A 14,206-nucleotide genomic window follows, 5' to 3' on the forward strand; every position below is an offset into this window, starting at 1 on the left:
GTCAGCCGATCTTCACGTTCTTGTCGATGGTGGTCTGGTCGATGTCGGAGGTACGGACGGTCACCTGGATCTGCCATGTGCCGGGCATCGGGATCTGGACGCCGCTCGCGCTCCAGTGTCCGGTCTGGATCCGGTCGGGCACGACCGGCAGCGGGCCGACGTCCTTCTCCTTCAGGGTGAAGGCGACCTTGATCTCGGGGACGTCGAGCGGGCGCCCGTTGGGCCGGTCCACGTAGAGGTGGAGCGCGTTGGCGCCGGTACGGCCGGGGTCGAGGCTGAGCCGTACCGTTCCCTTGCCGTCCACGCCTCCGGTGTCGAAGGGCAGCCGGATGTCGACGGGCCGCTCGGGGACGGCGGTCGAGCCGGACACCGACGAGGAACGGCCCGCCTCCTCCTCCGTGCGCCCGGGTTCGGTCGACGTCAGTACGGTCGTCACGGCCAGGAGCACCGCGGCGACGACGGCCTCGGTGAGCACGGAGCGGCGCAGGCCGGTCCGTTCCGGGTCGGCGTCCCGGTCGCGCTTCTTCCGCGCGGTCGCGACGGCGGCCCGCTGCCGGGCGAGCTGAGCGGCCCGCTCGGGATCGACGGTTTCGCCGGCTTCGGCGGTTGCGGCGGCTTTGACGGCTTCGGCGGTTTCGGTGGCCTGCTCCTCGGCGCCCGCCCCGGTGCTCTCGCCCGCCTCGCCCGGCTCGTCCGCCTTCGCCTTCGTCTCGGTCTCCGCCTCTGCCTCCGTCGGTGCGGCGAGGCGTCGCGTCCACCGCCGGGAGATCCACGCGATCCCGACCAGCACGGCCACCAGCCCGACCTTGACCAGCAGCAGCTGCCCGTACGCCGTGCCCGTGAGGGCGGACCAGGAGCCGACCTGGCGCCAGGACTGGTAGAGCCCGGTGGCCGCCAGGACGACGACCGACCCGAAAGCGATCTTCGAGAACCGCTCGACCGCGGCCCCCTCGATGCCCGGCGCGCGGTACAGCGCGACGAGCAGCGTCGTCAGACCGCCCAGCCAGGCCGCCACCGCGAGGAGATGGAGGATGTCGACGGGCATCGCGATCCCCGGCTGGAGACCGGTCGAGGCGTGCTCGGCGAGCGCCCAGGTGCCCGCGATGCCGGCGGCCACGACCGTGCCGCCGATCGCGAGCCCGAAGGTGAGGTCCTTCTTCTCCTTCTCGTCCGTCCGCCGGGTGTACGCACCGAAGAGCACGGCGACGAACAGCGCCGCCGCGCCCAGCAGCATGAGCCGGGAGATCAGCGCGGCGCCCGTCTTGGTCTCCAGGACGGCCTTGAGTCCGCCCAGGTCGAACGCGTCGGCCAGTTCGCCGGAGCCGGTGTACGGGTTGCGCAGCAGCAGCATGACGAGCGTGGCCGCGGTCAGGGTCAGCCAGCCGCGGACCACGAACCGCTGCACGGGCCGGACGCCGGCGCCGCGCGGCCAGCAGGCGAGGACGAACGCGCCGCCGCCGACGAGGACGGCGAACCCGGCGTACGAGAGGTAGCGGGCGATCCCGTACAGCGTGCCGACGAGTCCGCCGCCCGGCTCCTGGTCCGGGAGGGCGACGGAGGTCCGGGAGGGGGCGCCGATGGAGAAGGTGAAGGCGCCCGCGATGGGGTGGCTGTCGGCGGAGACGGTCTGCCAGGCCACCGTGTAGGTGCCCTCCGGCAGGCCGGAGCGGAGGCCGACCCCGTACCGGACGATCGATCCACTGCACAGGTCGCGGATCTCCCCGGTGTCCACCCGCTTCCCCGCCGGGTCGAGGACCCGGATCGAGTCGGCGCTCATGGCGACCTGCTCGGAGAAGGTGAGGTTGACGTCCTTGGGGGCGGTGGCGACCACCGCCCCGTCCTTGGGGTCGCTGCCGGTGAGCGCGGCGTGCGCGGAGGCGGGTGCGGCGCCGGCGAGCAGCGTGCCCAGGAGTGCGGCCGTGACGAGCAGCAGCCGGGTCAGGGCGGTCCCGAGGCGCGGGGCGGTGGCTGGCATAGGTGTGTCAGTCCCTCAGGGAGCTCAGTGCTGCTTCGGGTTGTGGGTGGCGGCTTCGACGGGAAGCTCGACCGCGATCGGGTCGGCCTTCTCGAAGTGGAGCTCGATGTCGACCTTCTCCCCCTGCTTGGGCTGCTTCTTGAGCTCCATGAACATGATGTGGTTGCCGCCGCGCTCCAGCTTCAGCTCGCCGTGGGCGGGGATGTCGAAGGACTTCACCTCCCGCATCTTCTGGTCCTTCGTCTCGTGGATCGTCACGTCGTCCGAGAGGGAGCTGGTGACGGAGAGGAGCTTGTCCGCCGCGTCGCCGTCGTTCGTGATCGTCAGAAAGCCCCCCGCCATGTCCGTCGCGGGCTGCGGCATGAAGGCGCCGCTGATCTTCAGTCGCGGCTTGCCGGCGGAGCTGTGGGAGTTGTCGGAGCTGCCGGTGCTGCCGGAGCTGTCGGACGAGCACCCGGTCAGCGCGAGCCCGGCGGCCAGAGCCACGGCGGCGAACAGAGTGGTGGTACGGCGGGTCACGGGTTCTCCCCCTTGATGATCTTCGGCAGGTCCTTGGCGTAGTCGTCGACGGTCGTGTCCTCGCCGTACAGGACGTAGCCCTGGTCGGTCGTGGGCGAGAACGCGATCACCTGGGCTCCGTGCATGGAGACGACCGAGCCGTCCTTCTCCTTCTTCGGCGGGTCGATGCCGATGCCGAGCTGGCGGGCACCCGCCTGAATCGCGGAGAAGTCGCCGGTGAGACCGGTGAAGGAGGGGTCGCCGGCGGCCGGCAGCCACTTGGCCAGTTCGGCCGAGGTGTCCCGCTCGGGGTCGGTGGTGACGAAGACGACCTGGAGCTTCTCCTGGTCCGCCTTGGGGAGCTGCTTCTTGGCGATGGCGATGTTGCTCATCGTCAGCGGGCAGACGTCGGGGCAGTGCGTGTAGCCGAAGTAGATCAGCGTCGGCTTGCCCTTGGTCCGCTCGCGGAGGTCGAACTTCTGGCCCTTGGTGTCGGTGAGGACGAGGTCGGGCTTGGTGAAGGGGCGGTCGAGGACGGTCGCCGCCTTGGTGGAGTCGGCCTCCATGGAGACCTCGGCGACCGGTCCGTTCGCGGAGCCCGTGGACGTGCCGTCGCCGCCGGTGAGGCCGATGACGGTCGTCACCGCGATGGCGGCGATGACCACGACGGTGGCGGCGATCAGCGGAGCGCGTCGGCTCGGCCGGGACTGCTCGCGTGACTGCTCACGGGACTGCTCGTCGTTCTTCTGGACAGACATGGTGATCTTTCTTGAGGTGGTTCGGGCCGGGCCGGGCCGGTTTCCGGGTGGGCCGGTTTCAGGGCCGGGCCGGGCTGTCAGGCGGAGCGGCGGCGTCCGGCCAGCACGCCGAAGGCGACACCCGCGACGCCCACGAGGATGCCGACGATGCCCAGCACGCGCGCGGTGGTGTCACTGGCGCCGGAGTCGGAGTCGGAGTCGGAGTCGGAGTCGGAGCCGGCGGCCTCGGTGTGGGAGTGCCCCTTCTCCTCCTTCAGGTCCTCCTCCTGGCCCGCCTTCTCGTCCGTCTTCGTGGCGCCGCCACCGTGGTGGTCATCGGTCGCCGCCGACAGCTTCAGCACGGGGGCGGGGTTCTGCGGCTCGGCCGCGCCCTCCTTGGTCTCCTCGATCCAGCGGACGACCTCGTTGTTGTCGTACGTCTGGATGGCCTTGAGGACGAGCTGATCGGTGTCCTCGGGCAGCCGGCCGAGGGAGAGCGGGAACTGCTGGAACTGCCCCGGGCCGATCTTCGAACCGTCGGCGGTCCAGGTGACCTTGGAGACGGCCTCGTTGATCTTCTTGCCGTGCAGCTCCAGGGGCTTGGCGAGCTTGGCCTTGGTGACCTCGGACTTCCAGCCCGGGACCGGCTGCGGCATCACGGAGGCGAGCGGGTGGTCGGTCGGGAAGTTGATCTCGACCTTGACGGTGGAGGCGTTGTCGCGCTCGTTGGGGACCTTGACGTTGACGGTCGCGTAGCCGCCCTTCGCGGCCTCGCCCTGCGGCTGCACGCTGACGTGCGCGAAGGCGGTGCCGGAGAGCAGCACGACGGAGGAGAGGGCGATGCCGCCGACGACGGCGATACGGGAAACGTTCATGGTGAAGACACTCCAGCTCGGGAGAGAAGGTGGGAGATCCGGCACGCCGACGGTGGCAAGGACACGGGGTCACGGGCTCCCGAGCGGGCCCACGAGCAGGACCAGAACCAGGAGCGGGACCCCGAGCGGGACCACGAGCGTGCGGACGACCGCGGACCCGCTCCCTGTGAGCGGTCCGCGTCAGGCGGCGAGTACGCAGCCGGCGGCCGGCGGGCCGCGCCGGATCACGGTGTGCTGGAGAGCTTCCGCACCAGGGGGTACGGGAATGTCGGCCGCGGCCGGTGGAAGGCGGCGCGGGCCGGCCGCCGGAACTCCGGGGAGACCGGCGAGGAGCGCCCGTACGAGAGTGAGCGCCGCGCGCAGCGAGCGGACGAGCGCGGCCTCCGCGAGCCCGGTCGCGCCCTGAGCGGAGAGCCGCGCCGAGAGCCGTACGAGCCGGCCGAGGGCGAGGTCGCCGCGGCGCAGCAGCCAGCCGGTGACGAGCGCGGCGAGCAGGTGCCCGAGCAGCATGGGCAGGTCGGGCACGAGGCCCGCGCTCTGCGGAGCCGCCGTCAGGGCGTGCGCGTGGCCGTGGGCCTGGGCGGCGGCGTCGGCGGGGTCGAGGCCCGCGTCGGTGATGATCCGGGTCGCGTCGGCGGGGCTGATCGCCGCGGCGCCCGCGCCGCAGACCAGCTTGGCGGCCATCCGGATCAGTGCCTCGTCGGCCTCATGGCCCAGCCCCGCGCGCCCGGCGCCCGGGGAGCTTGCCGCGAGCGAGCGCTGCCCCAGACCGAACAGGGCGTGCAGTCCGAGCTGTCCGACGGCCAGCGCGCCGGCGATGACGGTCAGCGAGCGGTCCCGCCCCGCGAAGAGCACGGTGATGGCGAAGATTCCGAGGAAGCCTGCCACCAGCGTCCACAGCGCGACGCCGGCGCACGCGGCGAGGGCGTGGCCCAGCGCGGACAGCACGACGCAGACCGCGGTGAACACCGCGGCCCTCAGCAGGCGTGGCGCGAGCGCGGGGGCAGACATGGCGGGGCCATCATCGCACCAGGCCTGTCGTCGCCGTGAGGCAGGTCCGGAAGATCACCTTTGGTGGCTTCGGGTGGACATACACCGGCGTGCGGCGCCGGTGCATCCGCCGAACGAGCGCTCTTGTCCCGGCGAGGGGCTTACGGTCCGCTCCGCGCGGCAATACGTATCGGTATGTCGAGCCGCAGCCAGGAGGCTGGAGCATGAGCATCTGGTGGTCTCTCCATTTGCGGCGCGAAGCTGCGAGTGTTCCTCTCGCCCGGCGGCTGCTCCTCGGCACGATGGAGACGGCTGGTGTCGATCCGGACGTGTCCTTCGAGCTGTCGGTCGCCCTGACCGAGGCCTGTGCCAACGCCGTCGAGCACGGCGGCGACCTGAGTGACGGCGAGGCCTCGGAGGCGTACCGCGTCACCGCCTACCTGGACGGCGAGACCTGCCGTATCGAGGTGGCCGACTCGGGCCCCGGCTTTCCCGTCTCTTTGGGCACCGGCGTTTCCAGGGCGGCTCCCACGGTGCGGCGGGCCGCTCCCGACGCCGAGCACGGGCGGGGGCTGCGGCTCATCGAAGAGCTGGCGGATCACGTCCAGTTCGGCAACAGAACGGGTCGGGGCGGTGCCGTCGTCAGCTTCGACAAGATCGTGAAGTGGCGGACGGACGCGCCTCCGACGCCCTGGGGCGTGGGCGGACCTCCTCTTGCGCTGACCTGACGGCCTGTACGCGGGTACATGAAGGGCCCCCGCCGATACGCGTCGGCGGGGGCCCTCCCGGTTCGGTCACCCTTGTCGTACGGAGGGTTCGGAGGTCAGCCCTTCAGGCCGGCCATCCAGGCCTCGACCTCGTCCGCGCGGCGCGGCAGCGAGTCCGAGAGGTTCCGGTTGCCGTCCTCCGTGACGAGGATGTCGTCCTCGATCCGGACGCCGATGCCCCGGTACTCCTCCGGCACGGTCAGGTCGTCGGCCTGGAAGTACAGACCCGGCTCGACGGTCAGGCACATGCCCGGCTCCAGCGTCGTGTCGACGTACGCCTCGGTGCGCGCGGCGGCGCAGTCGTGGACGTCCATGCCGAGCATGTGGCCGGTGCCGTGCAGGGTCCAGCGGCGCTGGAGGCCGAGCTCCAGGACGCGCTCGACCGGACCCTCGATCAGGCCCCACTCGACGAGCTTCTCGGCGAGCACGCGCTGGGCGGCGTCGTGGAAGTCGCGGTAGGCGGCGCCGGGCTTCACCGCGGCGATGCCGGCCTCCTGCGCCTCGTAGACGGCGTCGTAGATCTTGCGCTGGAGCTCGGTGTACCGGCCGTTGATCGGCAGGGTGCGGGTCACGTCGGCGGTGTAGAGCTCGTTGGTCTCCACGCCGGCGTCGAGCAGCAGCAGGTCGCCGGAGCGGACCGGGCCGTCGTTGCGCACCCAGTGCAGGGTGGTGGCGTGCGGGCCCGCGGCGCAGATCGAGCCGTAGCCGATGTCGTTGCCCTCGACGCGGGCGCGCAGGAAGAAGGTGCCCTCGATGTAGCGCTCGCTGGTCGCCTCGGCCTTGTCGAGGACCTTGACGACGTCCTCGAAGCCGCGGGCGGTGGCGTCGCAGGCCTTCTGGAGCTCGGAGACCTCGAAGTCGTCCTTGATCAGGCGTGCCTCGGAGAGGTACACGCGCAGTTCCTCGTCGCGCTCGGCGGTGACCTTGTCGGTCAGCGCCGCCTCGACGCCGGCGTCGTGCCCGCGCACGTTGCGCACCGGACCGGTCGCCTCCTTGAGGGCGCCGGCCAGTTCGCGGACGTCCTTGGCGGGGATGCCGAGCAGCTGCTCGGCCTCGGCCAGGGAGTGCCGGCGGCCGACCCACAGCTCGCCCTGGCCGTCGAGCCAGAACTCGCCGTTCGCACGGTTGGAGCGGGGCAGGAGGTAGACGGTCGCCTGGTGGCCGCCGCCCTTGACCGGCTCCAGGACGAGCACGCCGTCCTGCGTCTGGTCACCGGTGAGGTAGACGTACTCGGTGGAGGCGCGGAAGCTGTACTCGGTGTCGTTCGAGCGGGTCTTCAGGTTGCCCGCGGGGATGACCAGACGCTCGCCCGGGAAGCGCGCGGACAGCGCGGCGCGGCGGGCGGCGGTGTGCTCGGCCTGCGCGATCGGCGCGAGACCCGTCAGCTCGGTGTCGGCCCAGCCCGACTTCATGTTCTCGGCGAGCTCGTCGGAGACGCCCTGGTACAGGCCGTTCTTGCGCTGCTTGATCGGCTCTTCAGTCTCTTCCGGGGTCTCCGGCGTGAGCTCTTCGGCCACGGGTCTGCCTCCTCTTGGTACGACACTGAACCCCCACCATCGTACGGTCGTACGGAAGGGGGCCCAGGGCCGTAAGACCCATTACCGCTGAGTCACCTGCCGGTCGTGCCGAGTCACGTACCGCTCACTCGAAACGGGCGGCGGGTCACTCGAAACGGACGGCGAGTCACTCGAATCGGGCGGCGAGTAGGACCACGTCCTCCCCGTCCCGGGGCGTGTCGAGGTCGTCGGGCAGCATCGTCCGCAGGACGTGGTCGGCGATGGCGCCCGGGTCGTGGCGGTCTGCCTTCGGCACGCTCGCGGCGGCCGCGTGCAGCCGTGCGAAGGCCCGGTCCATGGGGTCACCGGTCCGGCGCAGCAGCCCGTCGGTGTAGAGCAGCACCGTTTCTCCGGGCCCGGGAGCGATCTCGATGCTGGGCGCCTCCCAGCAGGCGAGCATCCCGAGGGGGGCCGAGAGGGACGTCTCGACGAACTCGGTGCGGTGGTCGCCGATGATCAGCGGCGGGGTGTGCCCGGCTCCGGCGAGGACGATCCTGCGCTGCTTCGGCTCGGAGTAGGCGAAAAGCGCGGTCGCCGAGCGGGCGGGTTCGGTCAGCCGGAGGAGGAGTTCCAGGTCGGACAGGACGGCGACGGGGTCCTCGCCCTCCATGACGGCGTACGCCCGCAGGGAGGCGCGCAGCCGGCCCATGGCGGCGAGGGCGCTCGGCCCGCTGCCGGTCACCGAGCCGACGGCGAGCCCGAGGGCGCCCTCGGGCAGCGGCAGCGCGTCGTACCAGTCGCCGCCGCCGTGGGGTCCGGTGCGGTGGCGGGCGGCGAGCTGGACGCCGGGGACGCGGGGGAGGCGGCTGGGCAGCAACTCCTCGGCGACGGTGGCCACCCGGACGCGGGCGCGCTCCAGTTCCAGGAGGCGGGCGAGGTGTTCGGTGGCGTACCGGCCGTAGAGGCCGACGAGATCGCGCTGGCGCTCGACGGGTTCGGCGGGCTCGTCGTACAGCCAGACGACGGCGCCGAGCTTCCCGGCGGCCTCGGTGGCGAGAGGAAGGGCGTAACTGGCGGCGTAGCCGAGGCGGGCGGCGACCTCGCGCTGGCGCGGGTCGAGCTCCGCCTCGCCGAGCAGGTCGGGGACCGCGATGGGGCCGGGGACGGCGTGGGGACGGGGACCCGGGCCGAGGTCGGCGGCGGTCGGGTCGCGGACGGCCGTCGGGTCGGCGGCCGGGTCGGGGAGGCCTTCGAGGATGCGGCCGTACGAGGTGGCGCTGCGCGGCACGGTCTCGATGGTGCCGAGCTCCGCGTGGGCGAGACCGAGGCCGACGGTGGAGGACGGGCCCAGTCCGTCGGCGGGTTCGAGGACGGCCATGCCGCGGCGGGCCCCGACGAGGGCGGCGCCGGCGCGCAGCACCTCGCGCAGTGCTTCGTCGAGCGAACCGGTCCTGATCAGGCGCTCGGTGAGTTCATGGAGGGTGGTGAGGTCGGAGACCCAGCTGGCCAGCCGGTCCTGGATCAGGGCGCCGGGGAGGCTCGGCAGGTGCGCCGCCGACGGGGCGGTGGGCGCGACCGGCGGGGCAGTGTGCGCGGGAGAAGGAACCGTGGAATCGATTCCAGCCACTTTCGGCAGGTGAGGGGCGCTCATGTCAATCGGCCTTCCGACCGGTGCGTTTCGCGCAATAGCATCGCAAACCCCCATGTCATTCTGCGCCGCTATCCATGCATCCACATGTACACGCACAAGAGGAGGGATGTCCAGCATTGTCCCTGCGGGACTTGTGGTGTCTATGGGGTTTTGCAGAAGGGTTGAAGTGCGGGCCAAGTTGGCCGAAAATTGCCCCCGTCGTGCACCTTTCGCGATCGACTGGCGTCGTTTGAAGGCGCGTTGATTTGAACGTGATGGGTACGTAATCGGTGATGGCCAGGGGCAGTTGAAACGGCCCCGGAACCTGGCAGGGTGCCTGGGCGTCCTCACCGCCGCAGGCCGCGCTCCTCGAGTGGACGACGAGCCTCAGCTCGGCCCCTCCCGCCCCACCGCACGGGGCGGTGAACCGCCGACCTTGTACGCGCTGATACGCACAGTGAACTGTTCCGCACATGGTGTCATGTGGATTCGGCGTTCAACGGAAAGGAACGAGCGCTCATGCGCGAGATCCTCGGAAGGCGACGCAGGCTCCGGTTCCGGCGCAAGGAGAGGACCGTCCAGCTCGACGCGGCGCTCACCTGCGCCACCGAGTGGGGCTGGCCCGTACTGCCCGGTGTGGGGCTCAAGGCGACGACCCGTACGACCAGAGGGGCGGGCTGCGCCTGCCCCGACCCCGAGTGCGTCGTTCCCGGCGCACACCCCTTCGACCCCGGACTGCTCGCGGCCACCACCGACGAGCGCATGATCCGCTGGTGGTGGACGCGGCGCCCGGACGCCCCGGTCGTCCTGGCCACCGGAGGCGCCGCGCCGTGCGCGCTGAGCCTGCCGGCCGTCGCGGGCGCGCGCGCCCTGACCGCCCTCGACGCGATGGGCATGCGGCTCGGCCCGGTGGTGGCCACGCCGACCCGCTGGTCCCTGCTGGTCGCCCCGTACAGCCTCGAACAGCTCGGCGAACTCCTCTACGCCAAGGACAGCGTGCCCAGTTCGCTCCGCTTCCACGGCGAGGGCGGCTACCTCCTGCTGCCGCCGTCGGTCGCCGGGACGGGCCAGGTGCGCTGGGAGCGAGCGCCGCTCACCGGATCGGCCACCCCGTGGCTGCCGGACGTGGAGGCGGTCGTGGACGCCCTGGTGGAGGCGAGCACGGGAGCGCCGGAGGGCGGCAGCAGACTCGCGTACTGACATCCGTCACCCCGTCCGGCGCGGGGTTCGGAAATCGGCGGGGGCAACCGGTGGTTGTCCCCGCCGATGTCATGTCCGCCGATGTCGTGCCCGCCGCGTCTGCCCGCTGGTCTGCCCGCTGGGTTGGTCTGCCCGCTGGGTCTGCCCGCACCGTCTGCCCGCCGGGTCTGCCGCCGTATGTCACCCGCGTGTCACCCGTACGGGTGTGACGCGGGCCGACTTGTACGGGAAACGGGCGCGCGCTGGGTCGTGCGCCCCCATTCCGCCGATATCTTCGGCCCACCGTTCACGAGTCGCAGCCAGCCGGGCAGGTGGTCCCATGAATCTCCGCATGATCGGGCTCGGGGCCGTCGTGGTGTGCGCCACGCTCCTGCCGCTGGCCGCCCTGGCGGGCGAGGCGACCGCCCCCGGCCCCGCCGCCGGCCCCGCCCCCGGCAGCGACGCGAAGCCCGGCGCCAAGGCCGAAGCCAAGGGCGGCAGCGAGGCCGACGGCGGTCTGCTGCCGGGGCTCGGCCTCGGCGGGCCCGCGGAGAAGGCGTCCCCGGCCCCCGCCCTGCCCCCGTTCTCCTCCCCTGCCGCGTCCACGCGCGCGCAGGCGCCCGCTCGGGCCTCGCACTGCGGTCCCGAACTGGTCTCCCCCGACGGCATCGAGGCGCAGACCTGTGTCCTCACGGAGGGGCCGGACACCTGGGGGCGTACGTACTACCGCAATGCCACCGGCCAGCGGCTCGACGCCGTACTCACTCTGATGGGCCCCGGCGGGCGGACCGTACAAGTGCGTTGCCCGGTCACGGCACAGGATGAACCGGGGGCCTGCGAGACGCCGCGGGAACGTGCTCGCGGTGCGGTTTCGGCATATTCCGCGGTCTCGGAATTCGCGGGTGCGGGAGAGGGCGACAGTACGCCGCTGCTGCTGCGATCCGGAAGCAACACGGTCTCGGCGGGCGGCAGTTGAGCCTTGGAAGGTGGCCGGGACGGGATCCGTCCGGGCATGAGAACGCCCGGTCGCTGGCGACGGGGGATGCACCAGCGACCGGGCTTCTAGAACCGTAACAAGAGATCTGCTGTTCGCAAATTCGATCTCGGTTATTCGGACAGGGATTTACCCGGCCGATCGGGGGGTTGTGGCGGAAGTCACCGACTGGTCGGTCTGTCAGTCACCATCGCCGCCCCCGTGTCAGCTGAGCGTGACCTGACGGTTGGTGAGACCGCCGCGGGCGCGGCGCTCCTCCGGCGTGAGCGGGGCGTCGGAGGCGAGGGCCGCGGCCAGCCGCTCGGCGAACTCGGCGGCCGGCTTCTCGCACTCCTCGGCGCCCATCGACGTCGGGAGATCCCAGACGGGCACCATCAGGCCGTGCGCCCGGAAGGAGCCGACGAGCCGCGTGTTGTCGCCCAGGGAGGAGGTGCCGGCGGCGTGCAGGCGGGCCAGTGCGTCGAGGAGCTTCTCCTCGGGGTGCGGCATGACCCAGCGCAGGTGGTTCTTCTCCGGGGTCTCGCACCAGTACGCGGCGTCCACACCGGTCAGCTTGACGGTGGGGATGGCGGCGGCGTTGGCGCGCTCCAAGGAGGCAGCGACCTCGGGGTTGGAGTTGTCCGCGGTCTCCGGAATCCAGAATTCGAAGCCCGAGTGCACGACCGGCGCGAAATCGCCGTTCGGGTCGAGCAGATCCTGCAGGCGCGGGCCCTCGGCCGGGACGCGGCGGGCGGCGACGGGGGTGCCGGGCTGCGCCTCCAGAGCGCGCAGAAGCGTGTCGGCGAGATCGCGCGCGAGGTCGCCGGAGGTGGAGTCGTTCTGCAGCGCGAGCAGGACGGAGCCGTCGTCGCGACGCAGCGCCGGCCACGCCATCGGCAGCACCGTCGCGAGCGTCACGGACGGCACGCCCTCGGGCAGACCGTCCTTCAGGGTGAGCGGGACGGTGGCGGCGGGCACCAGTTCGCGCAGCGCGACCCAGTCGCACTCGCCGGGCAGGCCCTGGAAGGGGCGCTGGACCAGCTCGGTCACGGCGTGTGCGGCGGCCCGGCCGTGACACGCCTTGTAGCGGCGGCCCGAACCGCACGGGCACGGCTCGCGCGCACCGACGACCGGGATCTCCCCGCTCGTGACCTGTGCCTTCGCGGCCTTCGTCTGGGGGCGCTTCTTGGCCATGGTGTGGCTTTCTCCCGATAGCGGCGGTGCTGTGGTGCAGGGCAGTGCTGCGTGCACGGCTCTGTGTCGGGCGAGCCTAGCCGCACGGAGGCGGTGAGGGGCTCAGGCCGGGGCAGTCGTACGCCCCCGGGTCCCGCCGCGCCTCACGTCGTAGGGGCGCCGCAGGTCACGTCCGCAACCGCCTCCGCACTACGGGCGCAGGCCACGCCTCGGCCGCCCCCGTAGTGCGGAACCGGCTCCGTCGTACGCGCCCGGCGCACGCCACAGCGCCCTCCCGCCGCTCGCGGATTCCGCCCTCCCGCCGCTCGCGGGTTCAGGTCAGCTCGTCGTACGCGTCCAGGAACTCGAAGCCGGAGCCGGAGCCGCCGCCGACCCGCGCCGCGAAGTCCTCGCCGCGATGGCCTTGGGTGACGACCACCCAGACCGTGACCTCGCCGGCGGCGCTGTCCCGGACACCCCAGTCCTGAGCCAGCGCACTGATGATGTTCAGCCCACGGCCGCCGCGTGCGGTGACCGAGGGCGTCGAAGGGACAGGCCGGGTCGGACCACCGCCGTCCGTCACCTCGACCGTCAGGCCCCCTGAGGGGTCGATGTGCCAGGCCGCACGGACGTCCCCGTCGCCCACCTCCGCCCGCCCCAGCGGCCTGCCGTGCCGGCAGGCATTGCTGAGCAGTTCGGAAAGGATCAGTACCGCATCGTCGACGACCGATTCCGACATTCCGCTGCGGCTCAACTGCTCCCGCATACGGTGTCGCGCTTCACCCACGCCCGCAGGGCCATGGGGTACGGCCATGCTCGACGACGTGGGCACCTCCTGTGCCACCACAAACGCCACCCCCGAGACCTCCTTTGCCCCACGCCACGGTGTGAATGCCCCAATGGCCTGGACCGGAAACCGGCCAATCGACCTCCGGTGACGCACTCGTGACGATCGAGTACGTGCCGAACGCGCCGGTGCACTCCCTGTGAGGGCCGAGACGGGCGGGGAGAACGGGTCAAAGGCGACCCAACTGGGACAGGACCTGCTTCGGCCGGTTCGTGATGATCGCGTCCACGCCGAGCCGCTCGCACAGCTCGACGTCCTCGGGATCGTCCACCGTCCAGACGTGGACCTGATGTCCGGCCTTCTGGAGCCGCATGATCACGGTGGGGTGGTGGCGGACGATCCGGATCGACGGGCCGGCGATCCGCGCGCCGGCGGGCAGCCGTCCGTCGCGCAGTCGCGGGGTGAGGAACTGCGTCAGGGAGACGGTGGGGAGGGTCGGCGCCGCGGCCGCGATCCGGTTCAGGGAGCGGGGGGAGAAGCTCATGACGCGGACCGGGGACTCCTCGGGGGTCGCGGGCTCGGCGAGGCCGAAGCGCTGGAGCAGCTGGAGGAGCCGCTGCTCGACCTGGCCCGCCCAGCGGGTCGGGTGCTTGGTCTCGATGGCCAGCTCGACCCGCCGCCCGGCGTCGGAGACCAGCTCCAGCAGGCGTTCCAGGGTCAGTACGGAAGTGAGTCCCGCGTCTTTCCAGTCCGGGCTCTCGCCCGCCTCCTCGCGGCCCTTCCAGACGCCGAAGTCGAGGGCGGAGAGGTCCGCGAGCTCCAGGGCGGACACGGCGCCGCGGCCGTTGGAGGTGCGGTTGACCCGCCGGTCGTGGACGCAGACGAGGTGGCCGTCGGCGGTGAGCCGGACGTCGCACTCCAGGGCGTCGGCGCCGTCCTCGATGGCTTTCACATAGGCGGCCAGGGTGTGCTCCGGGGCGTCCTCGGAGGCGCCGCGGTGGGCGACCACCTGGACGGGGACGCGGTTCGTGTGCTGCCGTGCGTGGGTCACCGCGTCATGGTGCCATTGGCGGGACGGCCGTACCGGTTCGCGTCCGTTCTGTCCGTAAATAAAGAATGGGACGCG

Annotated in this window: 13 protein-coding genes; 3 read left to right on the top strand and 10 right to left on the bottom strand. The window is 71.9% G+C overall.

The window, feature by feature from the left end:
- Position 1: 1 nt before the first annotated feature.
- The 5 genes from ACF06X_RS29095 to ACF06X_RS29115 all read right to left on the bottom strand — a co-directional run bounded on the left by ACF06X_RS29095 (position 2) and on the right by ACF06X_RS29115 (position 5,096).
- Positions 2-1,975: a copper resistance protein CopC gene (locus tag ACF06X_RS29095; RefSeq protein ID WP_392290285.1), complete on the bottom strand. Its 1,974-nt coding sequence runs from the start codon at positions 1,973-1,975 to the stop codon at positions 2-4.
- A gap of 24 nt (positions 1,976-1,999) precedes the next feature.
- Positions 2,000-2,494 carry a copper chaperone PCu(A)C gene (locus ACF06X_RS29100; protein ID WP_392290286.1) on the bottom strand — a complete coding sequence of 165 codons (495 nt, stop codon included), beginning with the start codon at positions 2,492-2,494 and terminating at the stop codon, positions 2,000-2,002.
- Entirely contained in the window at positions 2,491-3,231 is a 741-nt protein-coding gene (locus tag ACF06X_RS29105) for an SCO family protein (protein ID WP_392290287.1), read from the bottom strand. The genes ACF06X_RS29100 and ACF06X_RS29105 overlap by 4 nt, the downstream gene beginning before the upstream one ends.
- A 77-nt stretch (positions 3,232-3,308) precedes the next feature.
- Positions 3,309-4,085, bottom strand: coding sequence for a YcnI family protein (locus ACF06X_RS29110; protein ID WP_392290288.1), 777 nt, complete (start codon positions 4,083-4,085; stop codon positions 3,309-3,311).
- Positions 4,086-4,265: 180 nt separating this feature from the next.
- Positions 4,266-5,096, bottom strand: a complete 831-nt coding sequence (locus tag ACF06X_RS29115) for a hypothetical protein (RefSeq protein ID WP_392290289.1) — start codon at positions 5,094-5,096, stop codon at positions 4,266-4,268.
- A 203-nt stretch (positions 5,097-5,299) separates the two neighbouring features.
- On the opposite strand from ACF06X_RS29115, the gene ACF06X_RS29120 reads away from it, so the two are divergent.
- Positions 5,300-5,803 (top strand): ATP-binding protein, encoded by a 504-nt coding sequence (locus tag ACF06X_RS29120; RefSeq protein ID WP_392290290.1) that lies wholly within the window; start codon positions 5,300-5,302, stop codon positions 5,801-5,803.
- A gap of 95 nt (positions 5,804-5,898) precedes the next feature.
- Here the strand turns inward: ACF06X_RS29120 and ACF06X_RS29125 are convergent, their stop codons facing one another.
- Both ACF06X_RS29125 and ACF06X_RS29130 read right to left on the bottom strand, forming a co-directional pair.
- On the bottom strand, positions 5,899-7,359 hold the full coding sequence (locus tag ACF06X_RS29125) for an aminopeptidase P family protein (protein ID WP_392290291.1): 1,461 nt from the start codon (positions 7,357-7,359) through the stop codon (positions 5,899-5,901).
- Between the two features lie 166 nt (positions 7,360-7,525).
- Positions 7,526-9,106: a PP2C family protein-serine/threonine phosphatase gene (locus ACF06X_RS29130; RefSeq protein ID WP_392290292.1), complete on the bottom strand. Its 1,581-nt coding sequence runs from the start codon at positions 9,104-9,106 to the stop codon at positions 7,526-7,528.
- A gap of 381 nt (positions 9,107-9,487) precedes the next feature.
- Here ACF06X_RS29130 and ACF06X_RS29135 point away from each other — a divergent pair, with 381 nt between their 5' ends.
- Positions 9,488-10,168: a bifunctional DNA primase/polymerase gene (locus tag ACF06X_RS29135; protein WP_392290293.1), complete on the top strand. Its 681-nt coding sequence runs from the start codon at positions 9,488-9,490 to the stop codon at positions 10,166-10,168.
- A 319-nt stretch (positions 10,169-10,487) separates the two neighbouring features.
- On the top strand, positions 10,488-11,123 hold the full coding sequence (locus ACF06X_RS29140) for a hypothetical protein (RefSeq protein WP_392290294.1): 636 nt from the start codon (positions 10,488-10,490) through the stop codon (positions 11,121-11,123).
- Positions 11,124-11,345: 222 nt separating this feature from the next.
- Here ACF06X_RS29140 and ACF06X_RS29145 read toward each other — a convergent pair whose 3' ends face one another.
- The 3 genes from ACF06X_RS29145 to ACF06X_RS29155 form a co-directional block, all read right to left on the bottom strand.
- Complete coding sequence (locus ACF06X_RS29145) at positions 11,346-12,314, bottom strand: DUF5926 family protein (protein ID WP_392290295.1); 969 nt, start codon at positions 12,312-12,314, stop codon at positions 11,346-11,348.
- A 313-nt stretch (positions 12,315-12,627) separates the two neighbouring features.
- Positions 12,628-13,236: an ATP-binding protein gene (locus ACF06X_RS29150; protein WP_392290296.1), complete on the bottom strand. Its 609-nt coding sequence runs from the start codon at positions 13,234-13,236 to the stop codon at positions 12,628-12,630.
- A 73-nt stretch (positions 13,237-13,309) separates the two neighbouring features.
- Entirely contained in the window at positions 13,310-14,131 is an 822-nt protein-coding gene (locus tag ACF06X_RS29155) for a glycerophosphodiester phosphodiesterase (RefSeq protein ID WP_392290297.1), read from the bottom strand.
- Positions 14,132-14,206 lie beyond the last annotated feature (75 nt).

Origin of the sequence: Streptomyces sp. NPDC015346, from assembly GCF_043078785.1 — a bacterium.
In the GTDB taxonomy this organism is placed as follows: Bacteria; Actinomycetota; Actinomycetes; order Streptomycetales; family Streptomycetaceae; genus Streptomyces.

Coding starts and splice junctions, on each gene's coding strand:
- ACF06X_RS29095 (WP_392290285.1), bottom strand. CDS start 1,975: ATGCCAGCCACCGCCCCGCGCCTCGGGACCGCCCTGACCCGGCTGCTG.
- ACF06X_RS29105 (WP_392290287.1), bottom strand. CDS start 3,231: ATGTCTGTCCAGAAGAACGACGAGCAGTCCCGTGAGCAGTCACGCGAG.
- ACF06X_RS29110 (WP_392290288.1), bottom strand. CDS start 4,085: ATGAACGTTTCCCGTATCGCCGTCGTCGGCGGCATCGCCCTCTCCTCC.
- ACF06X_RS29115 (WP_392290289.1), bottom strand. CDS start 5,096: ATGTCTGCCCCCGCGCTCGCGCCACGCCTGCTGAGGGCCGCGGTGTTC.
- ACF06X_RS29120 (WP_392290290.1), top strand. CDS start 5,300: ATGAGCATCTGGTGGTCTCTCCATTTGCGGCGCGAAGCTGCGAGTGTT.
- ACF06X_RS29130 (WP_392290292.1), bottom strand. CDS start 9,106: ATGCTGGACATCCCTCCTCTTGTGCGTGTACATGTGGATGCATGGATA.
- ACF06X_RS29135 (WP_392290293.1), top strand. CDS start 9,488: ATGCGCGAGATCCTCGGAAGGCGACGCAGGCTCCGGTTCCGGCGCAAG.
- ACF06X_RS29140 (WP_392290294.1), top strand. CDS start 10,488: ATGAATCTCCGCATGATCGGGCTCGGGGCCGTCGTGGTGTGCGCCACG.
- ACF06X_RS29145 (WP_392290295.1), bottom strand. CDS start 12,314: ATGGCCAAGAAGCGCCCCCAGACGAAGGCCGCGAAGGCACAGGTCACG.